At 34.4% G+C, this 23,625-nt stretch carries 24 protein-coding genes; 16 read left to right on the top strand and 8 right to left on the bottom strand.

Features of this window, described 5'->3' with window-relative positions:
- Positions 1-64 precede the first annotated feature (64 nt).
- The 3 genes from ES674_RS05085 to ES674_RS05075 all read right to left on the bottom strand — a co-directional run bounded on the left by ES674_RS05085 (position 65) and on the right by ES674_RS05075 (position 3,059).
- The gene (locus ES674_RS05085) at positions 65-1,477 is read right to left on the bottom strand and encodes an MBL fold metallo-hydrolase (protein ID WP_148402887.1); all 1,413 of its coding nucleotides are present in this window, start codon (positions 1,475-1,477) and stop codon (positions 65-67) included.
- Positions 1,478-1,543: 66 nt separating this feature from the next.
- The gene (locus ES674_RS05080) at positions 1,544-2,350 is read right to left on the bottom strand and encodes a sulfite exporter TauE/SafE family protein (RefSeq protein ID WP_148402886.1); all 807 of its coding nucleotides are present in this window, start codon (positions 2,348-2,350) and stop codon (positions 1,544-1,546) included.
- 76 nt (positions 2,351-2,426) lie between these two features.
- Entirely contained in the window at positions 2,427-3,059 is a 633-nt protein-coding gene (locus ES674_RS05075; RefSeq protein WP_148402885.1) for a Crp/Fnr family transcriptional regulator, read from the bottom strand.
- A 150-nt stretch (positions 3,060-3,209) separates the two neighbouring features.
- Between ES674_RS05075 and ES674_RS05070 the strand changes: the two genes are divergently transcribed.
- The 10 genes from ES674_RS05070 to ES674_RS05025 all read left to right on the top strand — a co-directional run bounded on the left by ES674_RS05070 (position 3,210) and on the right by ES674_RS05025 (position 12,009).
- Entirely contained in the window at positions 3,210-3,545 is a 336-nt protein-coding gene (locus ES674_RS05070) for an arsenosugar biosynthesis-associated peroxidase-like protein (RefSeq protein WP_148402884.1), read from the top strand.
- 152 nt (positions 3,546-3,697) lie between these two features.
- On the top strand, positions 3,698-4,753 hold the full coding sequence (gene arsS, locus ES674_RS05065; protein ID WP_148402883.1) for an arsenosugar biosynthesis radical SAM (seleno)protein ArsS: 1,056 nt from the start codon (positions 3,698-3,700) through the stop codon (positions 4,751-4,753).
- A 19-nt stretch (positions 4,754-4,772) separates the two neighbouring features.
- The gene (locus tag ES674_RS05060) at positions 4,773-6,107 is read left to right on the top strand and encodes an SLC5/6 family protein (protein WP_148402882.1); all 1,335 of its coding nucleotides are present in this window, start codon (positions 4,773-4,775) and stop codon (positions 6,105-6,107) included.
- Complete coding sequence (locus tag ES674_RS05055; protein WP_148402881.1) at positions 6,092-6,919, top strand: metallophosphoesterase family protein; 828 nt, start codon at positions 6,092-6,094, stop codon at positions 6,917-6,919. Before ES674_RS05060 ends, ES674_RS05055 begins: the two co-directional genes overlap by 16 nt.
- A 4-nt stretch (positions 6,920-6,923) precedes the next feature.
- Positions 6,924-7,418, top strand: a complete 495-nt coding sequence (locus ES674_RS05050) for a rhodanese-like domain-containing protein (RefSeq protein ID WP_148402880.1) — start codon at positions 6,924-6,926, stop codon at positions 7,416-7,418.
- An 11-nt stretch (positions 7,419-7,429) separates the two neighbouring features.
- Positions 7,430-8,107: a TIGR04282 family arsenosugar biosynthesis glycosyltransferase gene (locus ES674_RS05045; RefSeq protein WP_148402879.1), complete on the top strand. Its 678-nt coding sequence runs from the start codon at positions 7,430-7,432 to the stop codon at positions 8,105-8,107.
- Positions 8,100-8,912: a purine-nucleoside phosphorylase gene (locus ES674_RS05040; protein ID WP_148402878.1), complete on the top strand. Its 813-nt coding sequence runs from the start codon at positions 8,100-8,102 to the stop codon at positions 8,910-8,912. The genes ES674_RS05045 and ES674_RS05040 overlap by 8 nt, the downstream gene beginning before the upstream one ends.
- A gap of 37 nt (positions 8,913-8,949) precedes the next feature.
- Positions 8,950-9,654 (top strand): DUF547 domain-containing protein, encoded by a 705-nt coding sequence (locus tag ES674_RS05035; RefSeq protein WP_148402877.1) that lies wholly within the window; start codon positions 8,950-8,952, stop codon positions 9,652-9,654.
- Complete coding sequence (locus ES674_RS05030; protein WP_148402876.1) at positions 9,647-10,366, top strand: TIGR04283 family arsenosugar biosynthesis glycosyltransferase; 720 nt, start codon at positions 9,647-9,649, stop codon at positions 10,364-10,366. Before ES674_RS05035 ends, ES674_RS05030 begins: the two co-directional genes overlap by 8 nt.
- An 80-nt stretch (positions 10,367-10,446) precedes the next feature.
- Positions 10,447-12,009 (top strand): carboxypeptidase-like regulatory domain-containing protein, encoded by a 1,563-nt coding sequence (locus tag ES674_RS05025; RefSeq protein WP_246125976.1) that lies wholly within the window; start codon positions 10,447-10,449, stop codon positions 12,007-12,009.
- Positions 12,010-12,070: 61 nt separating this feature from the next.
- On the opposite strand, the gene ES674_RS05020 is transcribed toward ES674_RS05025, so the two are convergent.
- Positions 12,071-13,030, bottom strand: coding sequence for a glycoside hydrolase family 113 (locus ES674_RS05020; RefSeq protein WP_246125975.1), 960 nt, complete (start codon positions 13,028-13,030; stop codon positions 12,071-12,073).
- Between the two features lie 144 nt (positions 13,031-13,174).
- Between ES674_RS05020 and ES674_RS05015 the strand changes: the two genes are divergently transcribed.
- The 6 genes from ES674_RS05015 to ES674_RS04990 all read left to right on the top strand — a co-directional run bounded on the left by ES674_RS05015 (position 13,175) and on the right by ES674_RS04990 (position 20,598).
- Positions 13,175-14,473, top strand: a complete 1,299-nt coding sequence (locus tag ES674_RS05015; RefSeq protein ID WP_148402873.1) for an NAD(P)/FAD-dependent oxidoreductase — start codon at positions 13,175-13,177, stop codon at positions 14,471-14,473.
- 26 nt (positions 14,474-14,499) lie between these two features.
- Positions 14,500-16,095, top strand: coding sequence for a 4Fe-4S binding protein (locus ES674_RS05010; RefSeq protein ID WP_148402872.1), 1,596 nt, complete (start codon positions 14,500-14,502; stop codon positions 16,093-16,095).
- 87 nt (positions 16,096-16,182) lie between these two features.
- Positions 16,183-16,875, top strand: coding sequence for a glycosyltransferase family 2 protein (locus ES674_RS05005; protein ID WP_148402871.1), 693 nt, complete (start codon positions 16,183-16,185; stop codon positions 16,873-16,875).
- Positions 16,872-18,356, top strand: coding sequence for a cellulose synthase family protein (locus ES674_RS05000; RefSeq protein WP_148402870.1), 1,485 nt, complete (start codon positions 16,872-16,874; stop codon positions 18,354-18,356). Before ES674_RS05005 ends, ES674_RS05000 begins: the two co-directional genes overlap by 4 nt.
- Before the next feature lie 81 nt (positions 18,357-18,437).
- Complete coding sequence (locus ES674_RS04995) at positions 18,438-19,082, top strand: SDR family oxidoreductase (RefSeq protein ID WP_148402869.1); 645 nt, start codon at positions 18,438-18,440, stop codon at positions 19,080-19,082.
- A gap of 130 nt (positions 19,083-19,212) precedes the next feature.
- Positions 19,213-20,598 (top strand): mannosyltransferase, encoded by a 1,386-nt coding sequence (locus ES674_RS04990; RefSeq protein WP_148403645.1) that lies wholly within the window; start codon positions 19,213-19,215, stop codon positions 20,596-20,598.
- Positions 20,599-21,047: 449 nt separating this feature from the next.
- Here the strand turns inward: ES674_RS04990 and ES674_RS04985 are convergent, their stop codons facing one another.
- The 4 genes from ES674_RS04985 to ES674_RS04970 are packed head-to-tail and all read right to left on the bottom strand — an operon-like array spanning position 21,048 to position 23,624.
- A complete protein-coding gene (locus ES674_RS04985) occupies positions 21,048-21,461 on the bottom strand; it encodes a VOC family protein (RefSeq protein ID WP_148402868.1) in 414 nt (137 codons plus the stop codon).
- Between the two features lie 10 nt (positions 21,462-21,471).
- Positions 21,472-21,702 carry a hypothetical protein gene (locus ES674_RS04980; RefSeq protein ID WP_148402867.1) on the bottom strand — a complete coding sequence of 77 codons (231 nt, stop codon included), beginning with the start codon at positions 21,700-21,702 and terminating at the stop codon, positions 21,472-21,474.
- A gap of 12 nt (positions 21,703-21,714) precedes the next feature.
- Positions 21,715-22,047, bottom strand: coding sequence for a hypothetical protein (locus tag ES674_RS04975; RefSeq protein ID WP_148402866.1), 333 nt, complete (start codon positions 22,045-22,047; stop codon positions 21,715-21,717).
- A 41-nt stretch (positions 22,048-22,088) separates the two neighbouring features.
- Entirely contained in the window at positions 22,089-23,624 is a 1,536-nt protein-coding gene (locus tag ES674_RS04970; RefSeq protein WP_148402865.1) for a bifunctional GNAT family N-acetyltransferase/carbon-nitrogen hydrolase family protein, read from the bottom strand.
- Between the last annotated feature and the right edge of the window lies 1 nt (position 23,625).

Below are 23,625 nucleotides of genomic sequence, written 5' to 3'. Positions count from 1 at the left end.
TAACAATTGTTACCAAAAAAGAGTGGCTTTCACCACTCTTTTAAATATACGAAATTTTAAGATATTATTTCAATGTCGTCGGACAAACAAAGTCTGTAACTGGAATCCCAGCGTCTTTTATAGCCGCAAAACCGCCAGCAACATCTACTAAATTATGAATCCCGCGACTTTTTAAAATTGAGGCAGCAATAACACTTCGGTAACCACCAGCACAATGCACATAAAAAGTCTCATTTTTTGGAAATTCGCTTAAGTGATTATTCAAAAAATCTAAAGGTGCTAATTGCGCTTCATTTATATGAGCAGCACTAAATTCACCTTCTTTTCGAACATCAAAAACCGGGATTTCTTCACTTTCTAAAATGGTTTTAAATTCGGTTGCTGGAATAGATTTAATAGTATCTATATCTTTACCTGAATCTTTCCAAGCATCAAATCCTCCTTTTAAATATCCAATGGTATAATCAAAACCAACACGAGATAACCGCGTAATTGTTTCTTCCTCCCGACCTTCAGGAGCCACTAATAAAATAGGTTGTTTAACATCGGCTATTAAAGCACCAACCCAAGGTGCAAAACCACCATCAATACCTATAAAAATAGAACGTGGAATATGGCCTTTTATATAATCATCTTGATGACGCACATCTAAAATTACAGCTTCCGTTTCGTTAGCTGCAGCTTCAAATGCGTCAGGTGATAAAGCTTGGGTACCGCGTTTTAGTACCACATCAATATCTTCATAACCTTCTCGGTTCATTTGTACATTTAAAGGAAAATATTGAGGTGGCGGAGCCAAGCCATCTGTTACTTCTTGCACAAATTCTTCTTTAGTCATATCGGCACGTAAAGCATAATTAGTTTTCTTCTGATCGCCAATACTCCCTATGGTTTCTTTACTTAAATTTTTACCACAAGCAGAACCGGCACCATGTGCGGGATATACAATAACATCATCTGCCAAAGTCATTATTTTAGTTCGTAAACTATCAAATAAAATACCAGCTAAATCTTCTTGCGTAATACTACCCGCTTTCTGGGCTAAATCTGGACGACCAACATCTCCTAAAAATAAGGTGTCGCCACTAAAAATAGCATAATCTTTCCCATTTTTATCTTTCAATAAATACGTGGTACTTTCCATGGTATGACCTGGCGTATGCAAAGCAGTAATGGTGATATCACCTAATTGAAACACTTGGCCATCTTTGGCTATAATAGAATCAAAACCTGTTACAGCAGTTGGACCATAAACGATATCAGCACCTGTTTGTTTTGCTAACGTTACATGACCACTTACAAAATCGGCATGAAAATGCGTTTCAAAAATATATTTAATTTTGGCATTATCTTTTTTAGCACGCTCTAAATACGGCTTTACCTCACGTAAGGGATCAATGATAGCCACTTCGCCTTGACTTTCTATATAATAAGCACCTTGTGCTAAACACCCGGTGTATATTTGTTCAATTTTCATAATTGTTCCGTTTAATATTTTACAAATTTACTAGTTACGCTCTTAAGGACTGTAACATCCGTTACACTACCTTTTTACAAAAAATTCCATATAAAAAATAAAAATAGCCATGGCAAAAACAAAATAACCGAAGCCTTTTTTCAATTTTTTACCATCAATAAAATTTCCTAAATAACTTCCAACAAAAATTCCCACAAGCGAAATAGATGTAAAGGTTAATAGAAACTTCCAATTAATATTCATAGTTAATGCATCACCTAGAAAAAAGCCTGACAAAGCATTCATGGCAATAATTATAAGCGATGTGGCCACCGCTACTTTAATTTCAACGTTTGCTAATAGTACCAAAGCCGGAATAATTAAAAATCCACCGCCGGCTCCTATCATACCTGTAATACCGCCAATTAAAATACCTTCAATTATAATTAAAGGATAATTATACTGTACAATTTGACCTTCAGGCTTCACTTTCTGCTCTTTTAACATGGATATGGCTGCCGGAATCATTAGTACTGAAAACAAGCCAAACATGACCATGCGTCTGGTAAATTCAAAATCGGCAACGGTAAATATAATTTCAGGGAGTGCGGGGATTACAAAATGTCTGACTAAAGAAATACCAACTATTGCAGGAATACCGAAAACAATAGCTGTGCGCCAATCTACCAAGCCTTTTTTATGCTGTTTTAAACCGCCTACCAAAGCACTCACTCCTACCACAAATAAAGAATATGCAGTAGCCACTTTTTCATTGACTAAAAATAAATAGGCTAAAACGGGAACTGCTAATATAGAGCCACCGCCACCTATTAATCCAAGAACAACGCCAATAAGCAAGGCACTTATATACCCTAATATTTCTAATAATCCCATAATATGGTTTTCAACTTTCTAGGGCAAAAGTATGTTTAAATTTTAATTTAAATTGTAACTAAAGCTACATAGCCAACTAATCAAGAATCAGAATAATATGATTTCGGTTTAATTGCACTTTACCCATATTTTCTAATTTTTTGAGCAAACGGGATATAACCACACGTGACGTATGCAACTCATAGGCAATTTCTTGATGTGTACTATAGATAATATGATCTTCAGAAACCCGTGCTTTTTCGTTTAAATATTTCAACAAACGCGCATCCATTTTTAAAAAAGCAATACTATCAATAGTATCTAGCATTTCATTTAAGCGGCTGTGGTAACTTTCAAAAACAAAATTTCGCCAGCTTTTGTATTTGGCAGACCATTCCTCCATTTTTTCAATAGGAATCATAATCAACCTTGAATCTATTTCAGCAACGGCTCTAATTTCACTTTTAGTTCTGCCTAAACAGCAGGTTAAAGTCATGGCGCAGGTATCTCCTTTTTCTAAAAAATAGAGCAATAACTCATCACCATCATCATCCTGACGCATAATTTTAATAGCGCCAGTAATTAATAAAGGCATGGATTTTACATAAGATCCTATTTCAATAAGGGTATCGCCTTCTTGCACATCTTTAAGAATACCAACTTGATTAATTTCATCCAGTAGTTCTTTTTCGAAAAAAGGCGCATAGTTATTTTCTAATTCCTGCATCATAGAGTAAAAGTTTTCAATTGGCAAGATAACCATTTTTTCTGTGTTCAATTCAGGGCAAATGCCCGGAAATTTTCTGTAATTTTTAATGAATTGCTACGACTTAAAACCGTAAATTCAATTTTTACGTAACTACTATACAATTACTTTATCATGCAAAAAACATATTACGATCCCGCAGACCTTAAAAAATTCAGTAAAATATCCGAATGGAATGAGGAATTAGGCGCTAAATTTTTTGATTATTATGGAAAAGTTTTTGAGGAAGGTGCTTTATCCGAACGGGAAAAATCCCTTATTGCACTCGCGGTGGCACATACCATTCAATGCCCATATTGCATAGACGCATACACAGGCGACGGTTTAAAACGTGGTATTACTAAAGAAGAAATGATGGAAGCTTTACATGTTTCAGCCGCTGTACGTGGTGGTGCTTCTTTAGTACATGGTGTACAAATGATGAATAAAGTGAATAAACTGGATATGTAAATGCACAATGAATTTTCATTTTAAATGGAATGGCATTTTAAAATGAAGATATAAGTTTTATCACACCAAAAAAGCCGAACACTAAAAGTATCTGAAACAAATTTCGAAATGACAAAATTTTGAATTTCGAATAATAAACTTTGAACATACGCATGATTAAATCCCTAAAGCAACAGAATAAAGAATTAGCAAATAGCAAACGGCAGGTAGAAATTTTGTCCAATGGTATTTTTAAATCTGGAGAATTACCTACCTTTAAAGATAAAATTTCAGAATCTAACCAATTTCCACTAAAAGCTAAAAAGTTAGAAATTCTGCAAATTAATGTGGGTTATATGTGCAATCAAGTTTGCTCTCATTGCCATGTGGATGCAGGTCCAGACCGAAAGGAAATCATGACCCGAGAAACGATGTTGCAATGTTTGGAAGTCATAAAAAATACGGAAGCACATACTTTAGATTTAACTGGAGGCGCACCTGAAATGAACCCAGATTTTCGCTGGTTTGTTGAAGAAGCAGCCAAAGCTGGCGTAAAAGATTTTATTGTAAGATCTAATTTGACCATTATTCGTGCTAATAAGAAATATTATGATTTACCAGAATTTTTCAAAAAGCATAATGTTCATGTTGTGAGTTCTATGCCGCATTGGACACAAGGTAAAACCGATAAACAACGTGGTGATGGTGTTTTTACTAAGTCCATCAAAGCTTTACAGGAATTAAACGCCGTTGGGTATGGTTTACCAGGAAGTGATTTGCGTTTGGATTTAGTTTATAATCCATCCGGAGCTTTCTTGCCAGGCAATCAAGCAGCTATGGAAAAAGATTTCAAAAAGGCACTTTTAGAAGATTTTGATATTCAATTTCATAATTTATTTGCAATAACCAACTTGCCAATTGCTCGGTTTTTAGATTACTTAATTGCTTCAGAAAACTATGAAGATTATATGTATAGTTTGGTAGAAGCTTATAATCCAGCAGCTGTAAATAATTTAATGTGTACCAACACCCTTTCCATTAGTTGGGATGGTTATTTATATGATTGCGATTTTAACCAAATGCTTAATTTATCTGTAAACAGTTCCATAAAACATATTTCTGAATACAATAATGATTTATTGGAAGGTAGAAATATTGTTATTTCACAGCATTGTTATGGTTGTACTGCTGGTGAAGGAAGCAGTTGTCAAGGCACCGTTACCTCATAATTATAGCCAACTTCAGTAAATGGATATAATTAATTGGCAATGGCTTTTAATTTTCGCATCGAGTCTTATTTTCTTTTTAATTTCACCTTGGGCTAAAACAACGAATCAGTTTTTTAAAGCGGTCAAAAAGAAAAAAGCACCCAGCACAATTGTGCTAACTGGAAGCCTAATTATTTCTTGGATTTTTGCAAAAAGTATTACTAATGCCGCTAATCTTGGTTGGGAATTTGGCTTGGTTGGCGGCGTTGCCTATGCCGGCTATTACGTATCTTTTGCAGTAGCTGGCGTACTTATTTATAAGTTACGAACGCAAGGTGGCTATACGAGTATTCATCAATTTTTGAGGAGCAAATTTGGAAAAGGCGCTATGCTGGTTTTCTCTATTTTAATTGCCATTCGTTTATTTAACGAGGTTTGGAGTAACACCATGGTCATTGGGAGTTACTTTGGCGAATTTGGAACTAAAGCCTATTATTTTTCCATAATAGTTTTTACATTTTTAACTTTAGCATACGCCCTAAAAGGTGGTTTAAGTAGTTCTATTTTTACGGATATTATTCAAATGATTCTATTCTCTATTCTGATTATTATTATACTGTGGCATATTTTTTCTGTTGAAGATTTTTCGCCAAAAAATGTGGTAACATCTGGAACCTGGAGTTTAGAATTTGGTCTTAATTTATTTTTTGCAGCCGTCATTCAATCTTTTAGTTATCCTTTTCATGATCCTGTTTTAACGGATCGCGCTTTTATTAGTTCGCCGAAAACCACCTTAAAAAGTTTTTTATTGGCTAGTGTTTTAGGTGCACTTTGTATTGTGCTTTTTAGTATTGTTGGTATTTATGCGCAATCCCAAGGTATGGAAGGTCAGGCAGCCGTGCAAGTAGGAAAAGCATTTGGCATCGTAATCCTTTTAGTTATTAATTTTATTATGATAACATCGGCAGCATCCACATTAGATTCCACTTTTGCCTCATTTTCAAAATTATTGGCTATCGATTTAAATTTAGGTAAAAACTTAACATTTGGTCGCTTGTCCATGATAATCATTGCTGTTTTAGGAACGATTCCGGTATTTTTTGATGCCGAAATTTTATCGGCCACTACCATTTCTGGAACCATGGTTATTGGGCTAACACCCGTATTTTTGTTCTGGAAAGTTAAAACACCACGCATAAGTTTTTACTTAAGTATTGCTTGTGGTTTGATTTTTGGTTTACTGTTAATATTAGAGATTTTTCCAAAATCATTAATTTTTAGTGAGGGAAAATATGCCGATTTACTTTGGATTAATATTTGGGGTATTTTAAGTTGTAACATTTTATATTGGATTCCGAAATGGATAAAAAAATAGAAAACATAGGAACGTTGTCAGGTAAAGTTCTGCTTTTTGGTGGGGTTTACAGCAATTTACAAGCTTTAGAGGCTTTGAAGACTTTCGCGGAAGCAAATGAAATTTCACCTGAAAATTGCATTTGCACGGGCGACATTGTTGGCTATTGCGTACAACCCGAAGAAACGGTTCAGCTTTTTAAATCTTGGAAGGCTAAAAGTATTGCTGGAAATGTAGAAATGCAATTGGTTTCAGGTGCCGATAATTGTGGCTGCGCTTTTGAGGAAGGTTCGCGTTGCGATGTCTTGTCTGAACAATGGTATGAGTATGCCCAAAGTAAAATCTCCACAAGTTCTTTGAGTTTCCTGAAGGATTTGCCAGAACATATTCAATTTAACTATGCCAATAAACAAATTACCCTTGTTCACGGTTCATTTTTTAATACCTCTGAATTTATATTTAAATCCACGAATTGGGACGTTAAGCAAGCAAATTTTGAAGCCACAAATAGCGATGTCATTATAGCGGGACATTGTGGATTACCGTTTTACGAAGAAAATAATAACAAAATCTGGATAAATCCTGGTGTTATCGGTATGCCAGCAAATAATGGCTCACCACATGTTTGGTTTGCTATTTTAGAGGATACTAAAGGTCAATTTAGCTTTAAATTTCATAATTTAGATTATGATTTTGAACTGGCAAGTCAGTTAATGCAAAGCAACAAACTACCAGAGTCCTACGCTCAAACGCTTAAGATAGGAATTTGGGATAATATGGAAATTTTACCCTTAACAGAGCAAAAGCAACAAGGCTTAAAAATTAATTTATAGTAGTATGAAAAAAATTCTATTTGTAATAATCGGCATAGCCTCCATTAATATGCATGCTCAAGATTCTTTATCCAGATTATTAAGTCGCTACAACACGCAGGATATTCCGTATTTTAGTGTTCAGGAATTGGCCATGCCTAAAACCAATTACAAAATTTTAGATGCTCGTGAACCTAACGAGTATCAAGTTAGCCATATTAACAATGCGCTTTTTGTGGGTTATAAACACTTTCAATTGGAGGAGGTTTTAAAAGAAATCCCTAATAAACAAGATACCATTGTTGTGTATTGTTCATTAGGTATTCGGTCTGAAAATATTTCGAGAAAGCTTAAAAATGCCGGTTACACATCCATATATAATTTATACGGCGGCATTTTTGAATGGAAAAATAATGACTTTCCGGTTTACAATTTGAAAAACAAAGAAACAGATAGCGTTCATGCCTTTTCAAGAATGTGGGGAAAGTGGCTTGAAAAAGGCGAAAAAGTATATAACTAGAGTTTATCTCCATGGGAATTTTAACAAACAACAACACAAATAGCGATCAAGGTCAGGTAGCTGATTTTTATTTTCCAAGTTTTAAAAGTGCCCTTATCATTTTCACGAGAAATCCGGAATTGGGAAAATGTAAAACACGATTAGCCAAAACTATTGGAGATGAAGGCGCATTAGAAATTTATAAGCACCTTTTAGTGCATACTGCGGAAACAGCTAAAAAAGTAGCAGCAGATCGGTATGTTTTTTATTCGGAAAACATTCAGAAAAAAGATATTTGGGATCCAGAATTCTTCAAAAAGAAACTTCAAGAAGGTTCTGATTTAGGCGAACGCATGGAAAATGCATTTTCAGAATTATTTCAATTAGGTTATGAAAAAGTGCTAATCATTGGAAGTGATTTACTGGATTTAAATGCCGAGCTCATTTCCGAAGGGTTTCAAAAATTAAACCAATATGATTATGTTTTAGGCCCAGCAGAAGACGGCGGATATTACCTTTTGGGCATGAAAAAATTGCATCCTAATATTTTTAGAAATAAAGAATGGGGAACTGAAACAGTGCAAAAAGACACGCTTAACGATTTGCAAAACGAGCAAACAATCTTATTAAAAATATTAAATGATATCGATACCTTTGAAGATATTGAAGGCATTGAATCCCTTAAAAAATACTATACATATCATGATTAAATATATTACAGAAACTACAGAATATTTACAAAGCAAAGGATTTGAAAGCCCAGAATTAGGCATCATTCTTGGCACAGGATTGGGCAAATTATTGGATGACATTGATATTATTGCCGAAGTGAGTTATAACCATATTCCAAATTTTCCAACAGCGACTGTGGAGTTTCATAAAGGAAAACTAATTTACGGTACATTTTCGGGCAAGAAAGTAGTAGTTATGCAAGGTCGTTTTCATATTTATGAAGGCTATTCACTTCAAGATGTTACGTATCCGGTTCGTGTTATGAAGCAATTAGGCATTAAAACCTTACTTGTTTCCAACGCTTCAGGTGCCATAAATCCAAACTTTAAAAAAGGTGAATTGATGTTAATAGACGATCATATTAATTTGCAAGGAAGCTCCCCTCTAGCATTTAGAGGCGTTGAAACTCTAGGTGAACGTTTTACCGATATGAGTGCGCCTTATGATGCGGAAATTAATAAGAAGTTTGAAGCCATTGCAAAAAAAGAAGGTATCACTTTGCATAAAGGTGTTTATGCAAGTGTGGTTGGACCACAATTAGAAACACGCGCCGAATACCGAATGCTTAAAATTATTGGTGCGGATGCCGTTGGTATGAGTACGGTTCCTGAAATTATTGTAGCTAACCATTTAAACTTGAAAGTAGCTGCGGTTTCAGTTTTAACAGATGAATGTAATCCTGATAATTTAAAGCCCGTAAACATTTCAGAAATTATAGAAATGGCGGCCAAAGCAGAACCACAAATGATTACTCTTTTTGAAGAATTAATAAAAACCTTATAATTTTTAAGGATTTAAACTATATAAAAAATCGATACTTATGAAAAATCGTATTTCTATCTTAATTGTTCTAATTGGCTTAAGCATGAATGCTTTTGCACAAAAAATAGAGCATTCCGATTGGACGAATTTTCTACAGAAACATGTTTCAAAAGAAGGTGCTGTAGATTACAAAAGTATTAAAGTAAATGCTGCGGAATTAAATAAATACCTAAACCAATTTAGTGAAATTTCACCAAAAGACTCCTGGAGTAAAAATGAAACATTGGCCTATTGGATTAATGCTTACAACGCCTTTACTGTGAAGTTAATTATTGATAATTATCCTTTGAAAAGCATCAAGGACATTAAGAATCCTTGGGATCAAGAGTTTATTCCAATCAATGGAAAACGCCTGTCTCTTAATCATATTGAACATGATATTTTACGAAACATGAAGGAGCCACGCATTCATTTCTCCATAGTTTGTGCTTCCGCTTCTTGCCCAAAACTGCAAAATAAAGCCTTTACCTCCGAAAAATTAGAGCAACAATTAACGGCTGCAACTAAAGAATTTTTAGCTGATGTTTCTAAAAACAAAGTCCAAAAAGAGAACATAGATATTTCAAAAATATTCAAATGGTTCTCTAAAGATTTCAAAGAAACTGGAAGTATTATTGATTTTCTAAACACATATTCAGAAATAAAAATTTCTCAAAACGCCAAAACAAGTTATATGGATTACAGTTGGGAATTAAATGACTAACCGAATTTCCATCGTTATTCCCATGCTGAATGAGGCCGATAATATCACTTCGGTTTTACAACATGTATTGGATTCCCTTTATTCAAAAAATAATGTTGAAATTTTCGTCATTGATGGCGGAAGCTCTGATGGATCTGACAAATTAGTTTTGGATTTTAAGTCAACATTTCCTCTACAAGAAATTCCCATAACATTGTTAAGCTCCGAAAAAGGAAGAGCAAAACAAATGAATTTAGGCGCCAAAAATGCATCAGGTAACATCCTATATTTTTTACATGCAGATTCATTTCCACCCAAAAATTTTGACCAATTAATTATTAATGAAGTATCAAGAGGCCATTTAGCCGGTTGTTTCCAATTGCAATTTGATTCTAATCATTGGTGGTTGCGTTTAGCGGGTTGGCTCACGCATTTTAAATGGCGCGCCTGTCGTGGTGGCGATCAAAGTCAATTTATTACCAAAAAATTATTTAATGACATTGGTGGTTTTGACGAATCCTTTACCATTTATGAAGACAATATTTTAATTAATGAACTTTACAATAGAAAGGAATTTGTGGTTATCCAAGATAAAATAAAAACATCTGCCCGACTTTATGAAAAGCATGGTATTTGGACACTACAATATCATTTTTGGACTATTTATGTAAAGAAATGGCTAGGCGCTACACCAGATTCGCTCTATAATTATTACCAAAAACATATTTCTTAAATTTCTGACCTCTCATCTGTTACATGTTAAAATAAAGGTAAATCTTACTTAATAAAATATTAAAAAGGTATTTCATACGTTTGAAAAGAATACTTTTCGCTTCTGAACCAACCAATATGAAATCAATCAATCTTTTATTAGCTATTTGCTGCCTCACCGTATTTTCAGCAAAAGCGCAACGTACTATTTCGGCCAAAATTGTCGATTCTACTAAACAACAACCCATTCCTTTTGCTACCATTTCTTTAAATGATAAAACAGGCGTTATTAGCAATGATAAAGGCGAATTTAGCATCACTATTAATCGCGAAATAACTCAATCCGACTCCCTTTTTATTAGCTGTTTGGGTTATGAACAGAAACAATTTGCCATCCAAAGTTTTACAGACAGTATCATTCCATTAAATAGTAAAAACATTGATTTAAGTGAAGTATTTATCACCAATAAAAACTATACAATTGATGAAATTTTAGACAAAGTAAAAGAAGGCCTAAAAACCAATTATGATTTTGGCTATACCAAACGTAAATTATTTTTCAGGGAATCCTATTATACCAAAATGCTGAAAACGGATGTGAAAATTGAAAAATCTACCATACCAGAATTCAATCAGGCATTTATAGATAGCATTATCACTTCGGTTCCAAAAAATACAAATCAACACACGGAGATTTTAGGTGAATTGTACGGCAAAATGGCCGCAGAACAGCCTCAAAAAATGGCTATTTTAAAAGCCTCTCGTTTATATGATAAGGAAAGTGAAATTACCTTTGAAAATTATGAAAAACGTTTTAACGAAATCATGAGAAAACATGTGAAACGCGATTCATATTTCAAAATAAAATCAGGATGGTTTGGCACCAAAGAAGAAATAGATTCTACCTTTTTTGAAGATGAAACAGTAGATACGGAAACTGCTGAATTCCTTGAAAAAAAGAAAGAAACGGAAGCTAAACGTCAGGAAAATTTCTTGAAATGGAAAAAAGGGTCTGTTCATCAAATGGAAAATGCTAATTTTTTAAATGAAAAATCTGACTTAAACTTTATTTCTAAATCAAGACGTTATGAATTTGAAATGCAAAATTTCGCCTATTTAAATAATGAATTTGTTTACACCATTACTTTTAAACCAAAGCGTAGCGAAGATTACGAAGGCACTTTATATATCAACACCCAAGATTTTGCTGTAGTTCGCGTGGATTATAAAAATGTAAAACCATTGCGTTCGTTTAGTTTACTGGGTATTTCACTTAAAGAATATTTGAAAGAAGGTACTATGATTTTTCAAAAAAATGAAAATGAAAAGTACACACTTAAATATGCTGATGAATCTTCGGGACAAGAAGTAGGCATTAAAAGACCGCTTAAAATAATTGAAAAAAATAAGCACGTAAAAGGCAGACGTAAGCAGAATGAATTAGCGGCCGATATTCATTTTATTGTGAGAAATATGGATAAAAAAGAATTGGTTGTCTTTGAATCCACACCCATTCTAGAAACCGAATTTACTAATTTTACCGAAGTTCCAGAAGTAACGCCAACGTATCTGCCGGCTTACGATCCTGAATTTTGGAAAGGTTATAACATTATTGAACCTAATCAAGCTATTAAAGACTTTAAGATTATTGATACCATGGATTAAAGTATAAACTTTTTTCAGATTACAACATAAATCGAGATGGTTTTTTTTAACCAATCTCGATTTATTTTTTTATATCATAAAATGATTTTATCACCGTTTCGGCCGGTTTATTCTGTGGTGTAAATTGATTATCCGTTTCGCCACCACGCTCTTCATAATTATGAAACCATTTCCAAACAAAGCCTCCTGCAAACCAATTTTCGTCCCAAAAAGTTTCAAATAAAGCTTCGGTTGCATTTTCTTGAGCTATTAAATTTAATGAAGTAATTTCATAATCGCTTACCCAAGGTTCTTTACCCGTATAATCCATACTTCTATAACCGAATTCAGTGAATAATATAGATTTATCATAAGTTTCCGAAAGTTCTTTTAAAAGTTTTTTATGGGGTTGCCAACCTATAACGCAATCTTCAACGCTGGGTGTTTTTTCATCACTAATTGGGAAATAAGCATCAATTCCTATAAAATCTAATTCAGACCAAAAAGGTGTTCGCTTGTACTCATCCCAATTAGCGGCATAGGTCAGTTTCCCTTTATACAACTCGCGAATTAGCTTGATTAATGTTTGCCAATATTCCGGTCTGTGAGCTATAAATTGTTCTAATTCGGTTCCTATACAAAATAAAGCCACGTGTTTTTCTTGCGCTAATTTCGCATACTCTAAAATGAAATTAGAATAAGTTTCCTCTAACTCTTTCCATGCTAATTCTGTTGGCATTTTAATATGACCCGTATATTCACCGCGCCAAACCCAAATTTGAGGTTTAAGCATAATTTGAATATTTTGCCTCTCTAAAGCATCAATATATTGGGAAACTCCCATTAGGGTTTCACCAAACCACTGTCTGTCCGTATTATAAATAAGTTCCGGATGCTCCAAATTTTTTATAAAACCAAAAGGCATAATAGCCGCATAATTAGCATGTAAATCAACCACAGGTTTCAAATGTTTTTCAGAAATAGAATCTCGAGACGCTACAAAACTCACACCGTTTATTTTTGAATGTTGTGCTGTATTCATGCTACAAGAACAGAGTATTAAAACTAAAAAGCACGTTAAATATCTTGCCATAACCCATTAATTATGTTTAAATTTAAACAAATTGCACAAAGAACCTTAAGGTTGAACAAAAAGCTTCGACCAAGGCCATACTAAAACCATTTTATGGAACACGTTGTTATTATTGGAAACGGCATTTCTGGCGTGACGGCTGCGCGGCATATTCGCAAACTGTCTAAAAACAGAATTACTATTATCTCTGCCGAAACCGAGCACTTTTTCTCACGTACCGCCTTGATGTATATTTATATGGGCCACATGAAATATGAGCACACGAAACCTTATGAAGATTGGTTTTGGGAGAAAAACCGTATTGAACTAAAATCAGGATTTGTAAATAATATTGATACACGCTCAAAAACACTTCATTTTGCGGAAGGTGATTCCTTAAAATATGACAAACTCATTGTAGCAACAGGCAGTAAACCCAATAAGTTTGGTTGGCCAGGACAAGATTTAAAGGGTGTCCAAGGTTTATATAGTAAACAGGATTTAGATAATTTAGAAATTTACGCACCCGATCAATCCGTTTGTAAACGCGCTGTAATTGTTGGTGGCGGTTTAATTGGCATTGAATTGTCTGAAATGTTACACAGCCGAAATATTCCTGTTACCTTTTTAGTGCGCGAGCCAAGCTTTTGGGATAATGTGTTACCAAAAGGCGATAGTGAATTGATTAATCATGAAATTAAAAAACATGGCATCGACTTGCGTTTAGCAACCAATTTAAAAGAAATAAAATCGGATGAAAATGGCCGCGTAAAGTCGGTTATTATCGAAGAAACTGGCGAAGAAATACTCTGTGATTTCGTTGGCTTAACTGCTGGTGTTTCGCCCAATATTTCTATTGTAAAAAACAGTGATATAGAAACCAAAAAAGGCGTTTTAGTCAATCGGTATTTAGAAACCAATATTCCAGATGTGTATGCTATTGGCGATTGTGCCGAACAACATGAACCTATTGGAGAGCGAAAATCTATTGAAGCCGTTTGGTATACGGGTCGTATGATGGGCGAAGTTGTGGCCCAAACTATTTGTGGAAACCGCATGGCTTACAATCCGAGTCACTGGTTTAATTCTGCTAAATTTTTCGATATTGAATATCAAACCTATGGTTGGGTGTTTTCAGAACCTAAAGAGAATCACGCTCATTTTCATTGGAAACATGAAAATGAAGACAAATGCATCACGATTGAATACAATGATGAAACGCAAGAATTCAAGGGCATCAATACATTAGGTATCCGAATGAAACATGAGATTTTTAATCGTTGGTTAAGCGAGAATCAATCGGTTGATTATGTTATAAAACACCTTTCTGAAGCTAATTTTGATCCTGAATTTTTTAAACGTTTTGAGTCTAACATTCAAAAACAATTTGAAAATCGCTTACATACCGTATAATTCCAAGCATCATTAAACAAAAAATCATGAGTCATAAACTAAATCATAGTCTTTCATTAGCCAAACCAGATGCTTTTCACACATCGCCCAAACAAAAAATATTTCTTGCCGTTGGGGTAATTGGCTTTTTTATGCTGGTATTAGCCTTGTTTAATATGGGTTCTTTTTCGGCTTGGGGATTTTCTTTAGCCATAGCTCTTATAGCTATTGGTATTGGCGGTTTTGCAACTAATGCTTACTTGGCAAAACCGGCAGGCATAAAAAACGATGGCGTTTGGTTTAATTCTATTTCTTCACGCGGACTTTTAGGTTGGTTAACGGGAATGGTTTTAACGCTTTTTTATATTGTACTCTATTTTTACCCACATTTATTGGGGTTGGGAGCAGATGGCGCTGCAAACACAGGATTAATTTCATTCTTTGATCCCTTTAGTAAACTTTTAAATGGCGGTCCGGCCAGTCAGTGGTTTGTTTACGGAACGCTTTACACCTTGGCTATTTTAGCATTCGGATATAAGTTTTTATTGAAATACCGACACAATCGTTACGAGCAATTACGAACGTATTCCGTCATGTTCTTTCAGTTAGGTTTTGCTTTTCTGATTCCCGAGTTTATGTCAAGATTAAATTCTGAAAATTTCAGCTTACCATACTACGACTTAAAAAATATTTGGCCTTTAAATTATTATAATTTTGAGCAATATCGTGTGGATTCCATGATTAGCGCTGGTGATGTTGGTTTAGGAATTTTGATTTTTGGAGTCGCATCCATATTAATTATTACGCCTATTTTAACTTATAAATATGGTAAACGTTGGTATTGTTCTTGGGTTTGCGGCTGCGGCGGATTGGCGGAAACAGCTGGCGATCCCTTCAGACATTTAAGTGATAAAACGCAAGCAGCTTGGAAAATAGAGCGTTGGGTGGTTCATAGTGTTTTGGTTTTTGTTGTATTGATGACGACGGCCGTTATTTACACCTATTTAGGTTACGATGCTGAAAAATATTGGCTTACCAAAGATATTTTCTTGTTTCTAGTTGCTGGATTACTGACACTGGTTTTTGCTTTAGTTATGATTTTTAAACGTCATGAATTAGGGAAAGATGCTAAATTTGGTGCTATTGGTTATTTCGTCATAATCCTATTTTTAATTGGAATGCACTATTTTTCAAAGGAATCCAATTTATTCTTATTCGAGGCTGAAACTTTACGCTCCTCTTATGGTTTTTTAATTGGTTCTATTTTTTCAGGCGTTATTGGAACAGGCTTCTACCCTATTTTTGGAAATCGGGTTTGGTGCCGTTTTGGTTGCCCAATGGCTGCCATTTTAGGTTTTCAACAGCGCATGTTATCCAGATTTAGAATTACAACCAATGGTGGACAATGTATTTCATGTGGAAATTGTTCTACCTATTGTGAAATGGGAATCGACGTTCGTGCTTACGCCCAAAAAGGTGAAAACATTGTTAGATCTAGTTGTGTAGGCTGCGGAATTTGCAGCGCTGTTTGTCCACGTGGCGTTTTAAAATTAGAAAATGACAGCATGAAAGGTCGAATTAATGCCAATGAAATTCTATTAGGAAATGATGTGAATTTAATGGATTTAGTAAACCAGAAATAAATATAAACGTCCTTTTCTAATCTCTTCAAAGCTTTCAAAGTGCAAGCCGAAAAAACCGTACTTTTGCATCTTCAAATAAAACCTCTAATGCCCACAATTAAAGTTATTATTCCTGCTTATAATGAAGCCGATTCTATTGCGCTGGTTATTAAAGATATCCCAGAAATTGTAAGCGAAATCATTGTGGTTAGTAATAACTCTACTGATGCTACAGAATTCAATGCGAAAGCGGCTGGTGCAACGGTTTTAAAAGAAAGCAGAAGAGGTTATGGCTACGCCTGTTTAAAAGGAATGGCTTATGTGGCTGAACAAAATGAAAAGCCAGACATCATTGTTTTTTTAGATGGCGACTACAGTGACTTTCCTGAAGAACTCACCAAAATCATTCAACCTATTCTAGATAATACTGTAAGTTTCGTTATCGGCGCGCGTTGCAAAGAACATCGTGAAAAAGGCGCGATGACCATTCCGCAAGTATTTGGAAATTGGTTAGCAACAACTTTAATGCGTATCATGTTTGGTTCAAAATTCACAGATTTAGGTCCATTTCGTGCCATAAAATACAATGATTTGTTGGCCTTGAACATGGAAGACAGAACCTATGGTTGGACCGTAGAAATGCAATTAAAGGTTTTAAACCGCCATATTCCATACACCGAAATTCCGGTACATTATAGAAACCGAATTGGTGTTTCAAAAGTATCTGGAACAGTAAAAGGCGCTGTATTGGCTGGTTTTAAAATATTACTTTGGATTTTTAAATACGGTTTCAAAAAATGATACTTGAAGCTATTATTATAAGCATTTACACCTTGGCATTGCTACTCATCTTCATGTATGCTTTGGCACAACTTAATTTATTATTCAACTACTTATCCGCTGAAAAACAAGTTGAAAATTCACCAAAATTCGATTTATCCGTTCCTGAAGAAACACCGGTTGTAACCATTCAACTTCCTATTTATAATGAATTGTATGTAATAGAACGTTTACTAGAAAACATTTCAAAAATAGAATATCCTGAAGGTAAATTAGAAATTCAAGTTCTGGATGATTCTACAGATGAATCCTTTGCTATAACTGCCAGAATAGTTACCGCATTACAGAAAACAGGGCTGGATATTAAGCACATTCACCGAACCGATAGAACGGGTTTTAAAGCTGGCGCACTTAAAGCCGGATTAGAAACTGCAAAAGGCGATTTTATAGTCATTTTTGATGCGGATTTTCTACCAAAGTCCGATTGGTTATTACAAACCATTCCCTATTTTAAAAATGAAAACATAGGTGTTGTGCAAACGCGATGGGGCCATATTAATAGAGACTTTTCCATTCTTACCAAAATTCAAGCCTTTGCTTTAGATGCGCATTTCACATTAGAACAAACCGGTAGAAATATTAAAGGTCATTTTATAAACTTTAATGGAACAGCCGGCGTTTGGCGTAAAACCTGCATTTTAGATGCGGGCAATTGGGAAGGTGACACCCTGACTGAAGATTTAGATTTAAGCTATCGCGCCCAATTAAAAAACTGGGAATTTAAATATTTAGAACATGTGGAAACACCTGCTGAACTTCCTATTATTATAAGTGCTGCAAGATCACAACAGTTTAGATGGAATAAAGGTGGCGCTGAAAATTTTCAGAAAATGTTTTTTAAGATTTTAAAAAATAAGGATATTTCCACCAAGACTAAAGTGCACGGTTTTCTACATTTGTTAAACAGCACCATGTTTTTAAGCATTCTAATTGTGGCTATTTTAAGTGTCCCGATGCTCTACATAAAACATGCAAATGAAACGCTTAAAATGTTTTTCTATGCCACTAGCTTTTTCATCATTAGTTCAGTAATATTCTTTATTTGCTACTGGGCTATTTATAAACGCCTACATGGTTCAAGTTTAAAAAGTTTTGTAAACTACATAGGTATGTTTTTTACATTTTTCTCAATTGCCATGGGTTTTTCACTTCACAACACCATAGCCGTTATCGAAGGGCATTTAAGAAAGCGCAGTGATTTTATTCGTACACCAAAATTCAATGTAAACTCCATTAAAGATTCTTGGAAAGACAACATTTACTTAAAGAAGAAAATATCCATGCATGTTATTTTTGAAGGTCTATTCATGCTCTATTTCGCTTTTGGAATGTATAGTGCATTTGTAGTAGGAAAAGCAGGCGATTTCGGATTATTCGGATTTCATCTAATGTTATTTCTAGGCTTCGGTTATGTGTTTTTTAAATCTTTAAGAAACGATTAACAACTCCTCCCAAAACTATTAAAGTCTCGTTAAACTGCTGTCAGTTTTTGGAAAACCTTGCCTTTAGTCGTATATTAAGGTATGGAAAATGTTTTAGTAGCCGGTGCTCATGGTACCACAGGAAAAAAAATAATTAATCTTTTAAGCGAATCTCAATATTTCAATCCCATTGCTATGGTGCGAAAAGAAGAGCAGATTCCGTTCTTTAAAGCGAAAAATATTGAAACTGTTTTAGTAGATTTAGAACAGGATGTTTCACATGCTTTCAATAGCAAAATTGACAAAGTGATTTTTGCGGCAGGTTCTGGTGGAAAAAATGTGGAGGCCGTGGATCAAAATGGAGCAAAGAAATTAATTGATGCTTCTAAAACCAATAATATTAAGAAATTTGTGATGTTGAGTTCTATGGGAGCAGATGAGCCAAAATCTGTACCCGATTTAGAAGCCTATTTGAATGCCAAACAAAATGCCGACAAACATTTAATGGAAAGTGGCTTAAATTACACCATCGTAAGACCAGGCGCTTTAACAAACGACGAATTTTTAAATAAGATAGAACTAGAGCAGAAACTAAACAAAAATGGGGAAATCAGCCGAAATGATGTGGCTCAAACTTTAGTCAGAACGTTAAACGACGATATTGCTAACAAAGCAACTTTCGAAATGATAAAAGGCGATATGCTTATTGCAGACGCTTTACATAAAGTATCAAAAATGGAAGCTTAAAATAATTTCAAGTATGTCATTTTTGAAAAAATCAACTATACCTAATGGTTGATTTTTTTTGTGCAATTTTAAGTTTTCCTTGCGAAATATTAATAGTTTAAGAAAGCCATCTAATCCTTATATTTACGGGATGCAAGTTTCTCAATTTCTAAAGATTTATAAATTTCCTTTACTGCTGGTTTTTTCGAGTGTATTATTTTATGGGGCTTTTGCTTATAATTTGGAACGAACAGATAGCATAAAACTACTGATGCTTTACACAGCATTGTTTGTGTCTTTTTACAAAATTATTCAACTCACTAAACATAATCTTCAGTTTTTAACGTGGTTGGCTTTCGGGTTTCGAGCGGTGTTTATTTTAGCTATCCCTAATTTATCTCAAGACTTTTACCGCTTTATTTGGGATGGCCGCATGATTTTAGAAGGTTTTAATCCATATTTATATACGCCAGAATCTTTCATAACAAATGGTGAATTCCCAGTTGCTCAAGCACAAGAACTTTATAACGGAATGGGCGCTTTAAACGCGAGTCATTTCACCAATTATCCGCCTCTAAATCAGTTGTGTTTTATATTTGCTGGACTGTTTGCTGGTAAAAGTATTTTAGGATCCGTCGTCGTTTTACGTCTGCTTATTATTGCTGCCGATTTCGGGATTCTTTACTTTGGAAAAAAACTATTAACCCAACTTCATTTACCTGCTCATCTCATTTTTTGGTATATTTTAAATCCGTTTATTATTATAGAGCTTACGGGAAATTTACATTTTGAAGGAATCATGCTCTTCTTTCTAATTTGGAGTTTATATTTACTAGACAAAGAAAAGTGGATGCTAGCCGCTTTTGTTTTTGCCTGTTCTATTTCGGTAAAATTAATTCCTTTGTTGTTCTTGCCCCTATTTTTTAAATGGTTTAGAAAAGAAAACGTGGATACAACTGAAAAGTTGAAATCAGCTCAAAACAATTGGTTAAAATTATTAGCATTTTATGGCATTGTGGGTATCTCTACTATTTGCTTTTTTCTACCCTTTTATTCAACAGAATTTTTAAACAACTATGCCAATACGGTAGCTTTATGGTTTCAAAACTTCGAGTTCAATGCCAGTTTATACTATATATTCAGAGAATTAGGATTTTGGCTTTCTGGTTATAATCAGATTGCTGTTATAGGAAAAGCAACGGCCATTTTCATCTTTCTTTTTGTTTTGGGGTTAGCATATTTCAGAAAAGTGAATCACAGCAAGCAATTTATAGCTACTATGCTAATTGCTTTAACGGTTTACTATTTTACAGCAACAACGGTTCATCCTTGGTATGTGGCGACATTAGTTTTATTGGGTGTTTTTACAAATTACAGATTCCAGCTGCTTTGGAGCTTTATGATTATTTTTAGCTATTTAGCTTATTCTAATACCGATAACTCGGAAAATCTTTGGATTATCGCTCTAGAATATACAGTTGTTTTTGGTGTTTTCTTGCATGATATTTATAACCGAAGCGACTTGAACTCAAATTAAAACTGGCGCTGGAATTATTACACTTGTAGTTTCTTTTAATACATATACAGCAGCTAGTATTTTAAACGCAGTAGCTAGTATTCTAAATGCAGTAGCTAGTATTCTGAATGCATTAACTAGTATTTCTTTGGCAGTTGCTGAAAGACGCTTTACAGAATCTACAATTTAAAATATGAAGGTCTTTAATATAAACGTGACTATCCATTTTTTTCAAGCCTTTAAAATGGTTTAATTCTTCAATTGAGATGGAATGTATAAAAACACAGTAGTTCTCTTGAGTTTTATAGCAGTTTATTTGGTGTTTTATTGGCTAACATAACGGCCCGAATATTGGTGTGTATTGATATTTTAATAAGAATGAATTTTTAAGGCAAAAAACAGCAACTGGAAAACAATTGCTGCTTTTTGTTTTTATAAGAATAGTTCTATTTCTAATATAGCCTTTTATTTTAATGCTTAAAAGTTTCAGTTGGTTTTTTAAAGCTTTTAAATTCCAGCATATACCCATTTGGATCTTCCACAAAAAAGGATTTATGCTGTCCTATTTTCCCTTCTAAAAAGGTGCTTTCCGTCACTAATTTCATCCCCGAATCCTGAAGGTTAGCATAGATTTTTTTCCAAACAATACTATCTACAATAACACCAAAATGAAAAGTGGGCAAAACTTTACTTTCAAATACATAACTGGGTTTAGAAAACTCAAATTTCGCAGCTTTAATAAAAGTGAGTTGATGTCCGAATAAATTAATATCTAACCACGTTTGTGTATGCCTTCCTAATTTAGCACCTAATTTATTAACATAAAAATCCTGCGTGCTGCTTACACTGACACAAGGTAATGACATATGAAACGATGTTTCCATACAAATGTTATTATAGTGGTTTTAAACTTTCAACTCTGTAAATCGCTAAATCGTCATCAGAAGCAGCAGGTACTTCCACAAAAACAATTCGGAATTCCTGATCGATAAACGTATCGTCATTTTTCAAATCGTATTGTTTTAATACACGTGGATGAACGTCTTCAAAAGCAAGTTCTTCACCATTGTCAAACCAGAATGTGAAATATCCATTCTCGTAAGATTTAAAAACAGCTGTTCTCATTTTAAAAGAAATTTAATCAACGTCTTCTTCGGCGTCTTCATCGGTTAATTCAATTTCTGGATCTTGAATAGCTTCTGGATCTGTTTCCTCAAAATCCTCATAATCATCTTCATCATAATTCTCCATGGTAGCAGCTAATTTCATACTAACTTTAACCAAATACTTGGTATCCACTGTCGTAACTTCTACAGCTTCAATGAGTTCATTTTTCGCATTTTTAAAGGAGACAATCTGATCTTCATCATAACCATCAGGATATTTTTCAACGAGTAACGCTAAAATTTCTGGCGTTAACTTTTTAAAGTCTACGATTACGCGTTTTAAATTATCATTTTTATTTTTCATCACTAGGCAATTATTTATACTTTTTTAAAAAAACAAAATTACTATTTATTGTTATTAATTCGGATAACATCATAAAAATCTTTTCGTCTGTCTTTTAGGTTTTTAACGGCTCCAAAGGAATGAAGTTCCCGCAATAAACTCAAATCAACGTCTGCTACAAGGATCATTTCGGTGTTTGGTGTTGCCTCTGCTTTAATACCATTGCTTGGAAATGAAAAATCGCAGGGTGTAAAAACAGCCGATTGGGCATATTGAATATCCATGTTACTTACATTTGGTAAATTGCCCACACTCCCAGAAATGGCTACATAACACTCGTTTTCAACCGCTCGTGCCTGCGCACATAAACGCACACGCGAATAACCATTTTGGGTATCCGTTAAAAAGGGAACGAATAAAATATCCATGCCTTCGTCTGCCAATAAACGTGATAATTCTGGAAATTCCGAATCATAGCAAATTAAAATACCAATTTTTCCTGAATCTGTTTCAAAGGTTTGCAATTTATTTCCATTCTGCATGCCCCAAACCTTGGCTTCATCTGGTGTTACATGAATTTTCTCGTAACGTTCCACACTACCATCACGGCGGCATAAATACCCCACATTAAATAACTTATCACCTACCACTTCAGGCATACTTCCTGAAATAATATTGATGTTATAGGAAATTGATAATTGACTTAATTTATTCACGATGGTTTCCGTGAATTTCGCCAACTCTCTAATTGCTTCCGGTTCGTGCATATGGTTAAATTCCGCCATTAAAGGAGCGTTGAAAAACTCCGGAAAAACAGCAAAATCAGAACGGTAAGCAGAAACACTATCAATAAAATACTCCACTTGCTGCATCAAATCGTCCAGACCTTTATAAGAACGCATTTGCCACTGAATAAGGCCTAAACGCACAATGGTTTTAACCGTACTTGCTTTCTTTTTAGGCTTGGTGTAATAAATATTATCCCACTCCATTAAAACAGCGTACTCGTTGGAAGCCGTATCACCTTCCAAATAACCTTTTAAAATACGAACGGGGTGAAAATCATTAGAAATTTGAAAGTTTAAAACAGGATCATGAATTTCCTTATGTTTTACCTTTTCGAAATATTCTTTAGGTGTTAAATGTTTATGTTGATGATAATTTGGCATACGCCCACCGAAAACAATGCCTTTTAAATTAAGGTTTTCACAAACTTCCTTCCGGTAATCATAAAGACGTCTACCTAAACGTAAACCGCGATATTTTGGTTTTATAAAAACGTCAATACCATATAAAACGTCACCATCTGGATCATGATTCCTAAAGGATTCGCCAGCAATAATATCTTCGTAGGTATGCTCATCATCAATACTATTGAAATCAACAATTATGGACAAAGCGCAACCCGCAATGTCGCCATCAATTTTAATAACCACTTGTCCTTCCGGGAACTTGGCGGTTAAATCTCTAATGTGTTGTTCTTTCCAATACGAATTTAAAACACCGCCGTAAGCCTCCAAAGTTGCCGATTTTAATTCTTCATAATCGCCAACCGTTAGGTATTTTAATTCTATATTTTCTATTTTTTGGATGTCCATG

Source organism: Bizionia myxarmorum (assembly GCF_008086205.1).
GTDB lineage: Bacteria > Bacteroidota > Bacteroidia > Flavobacteriales > Flavobacteriaceae > Algorimicrobium > Algorimicrobium myxarmorum.
Note: the sequence above shows the minus strand (reverse complement) of the source record. Positions and strands in the feature narration are given on the sequence as shown.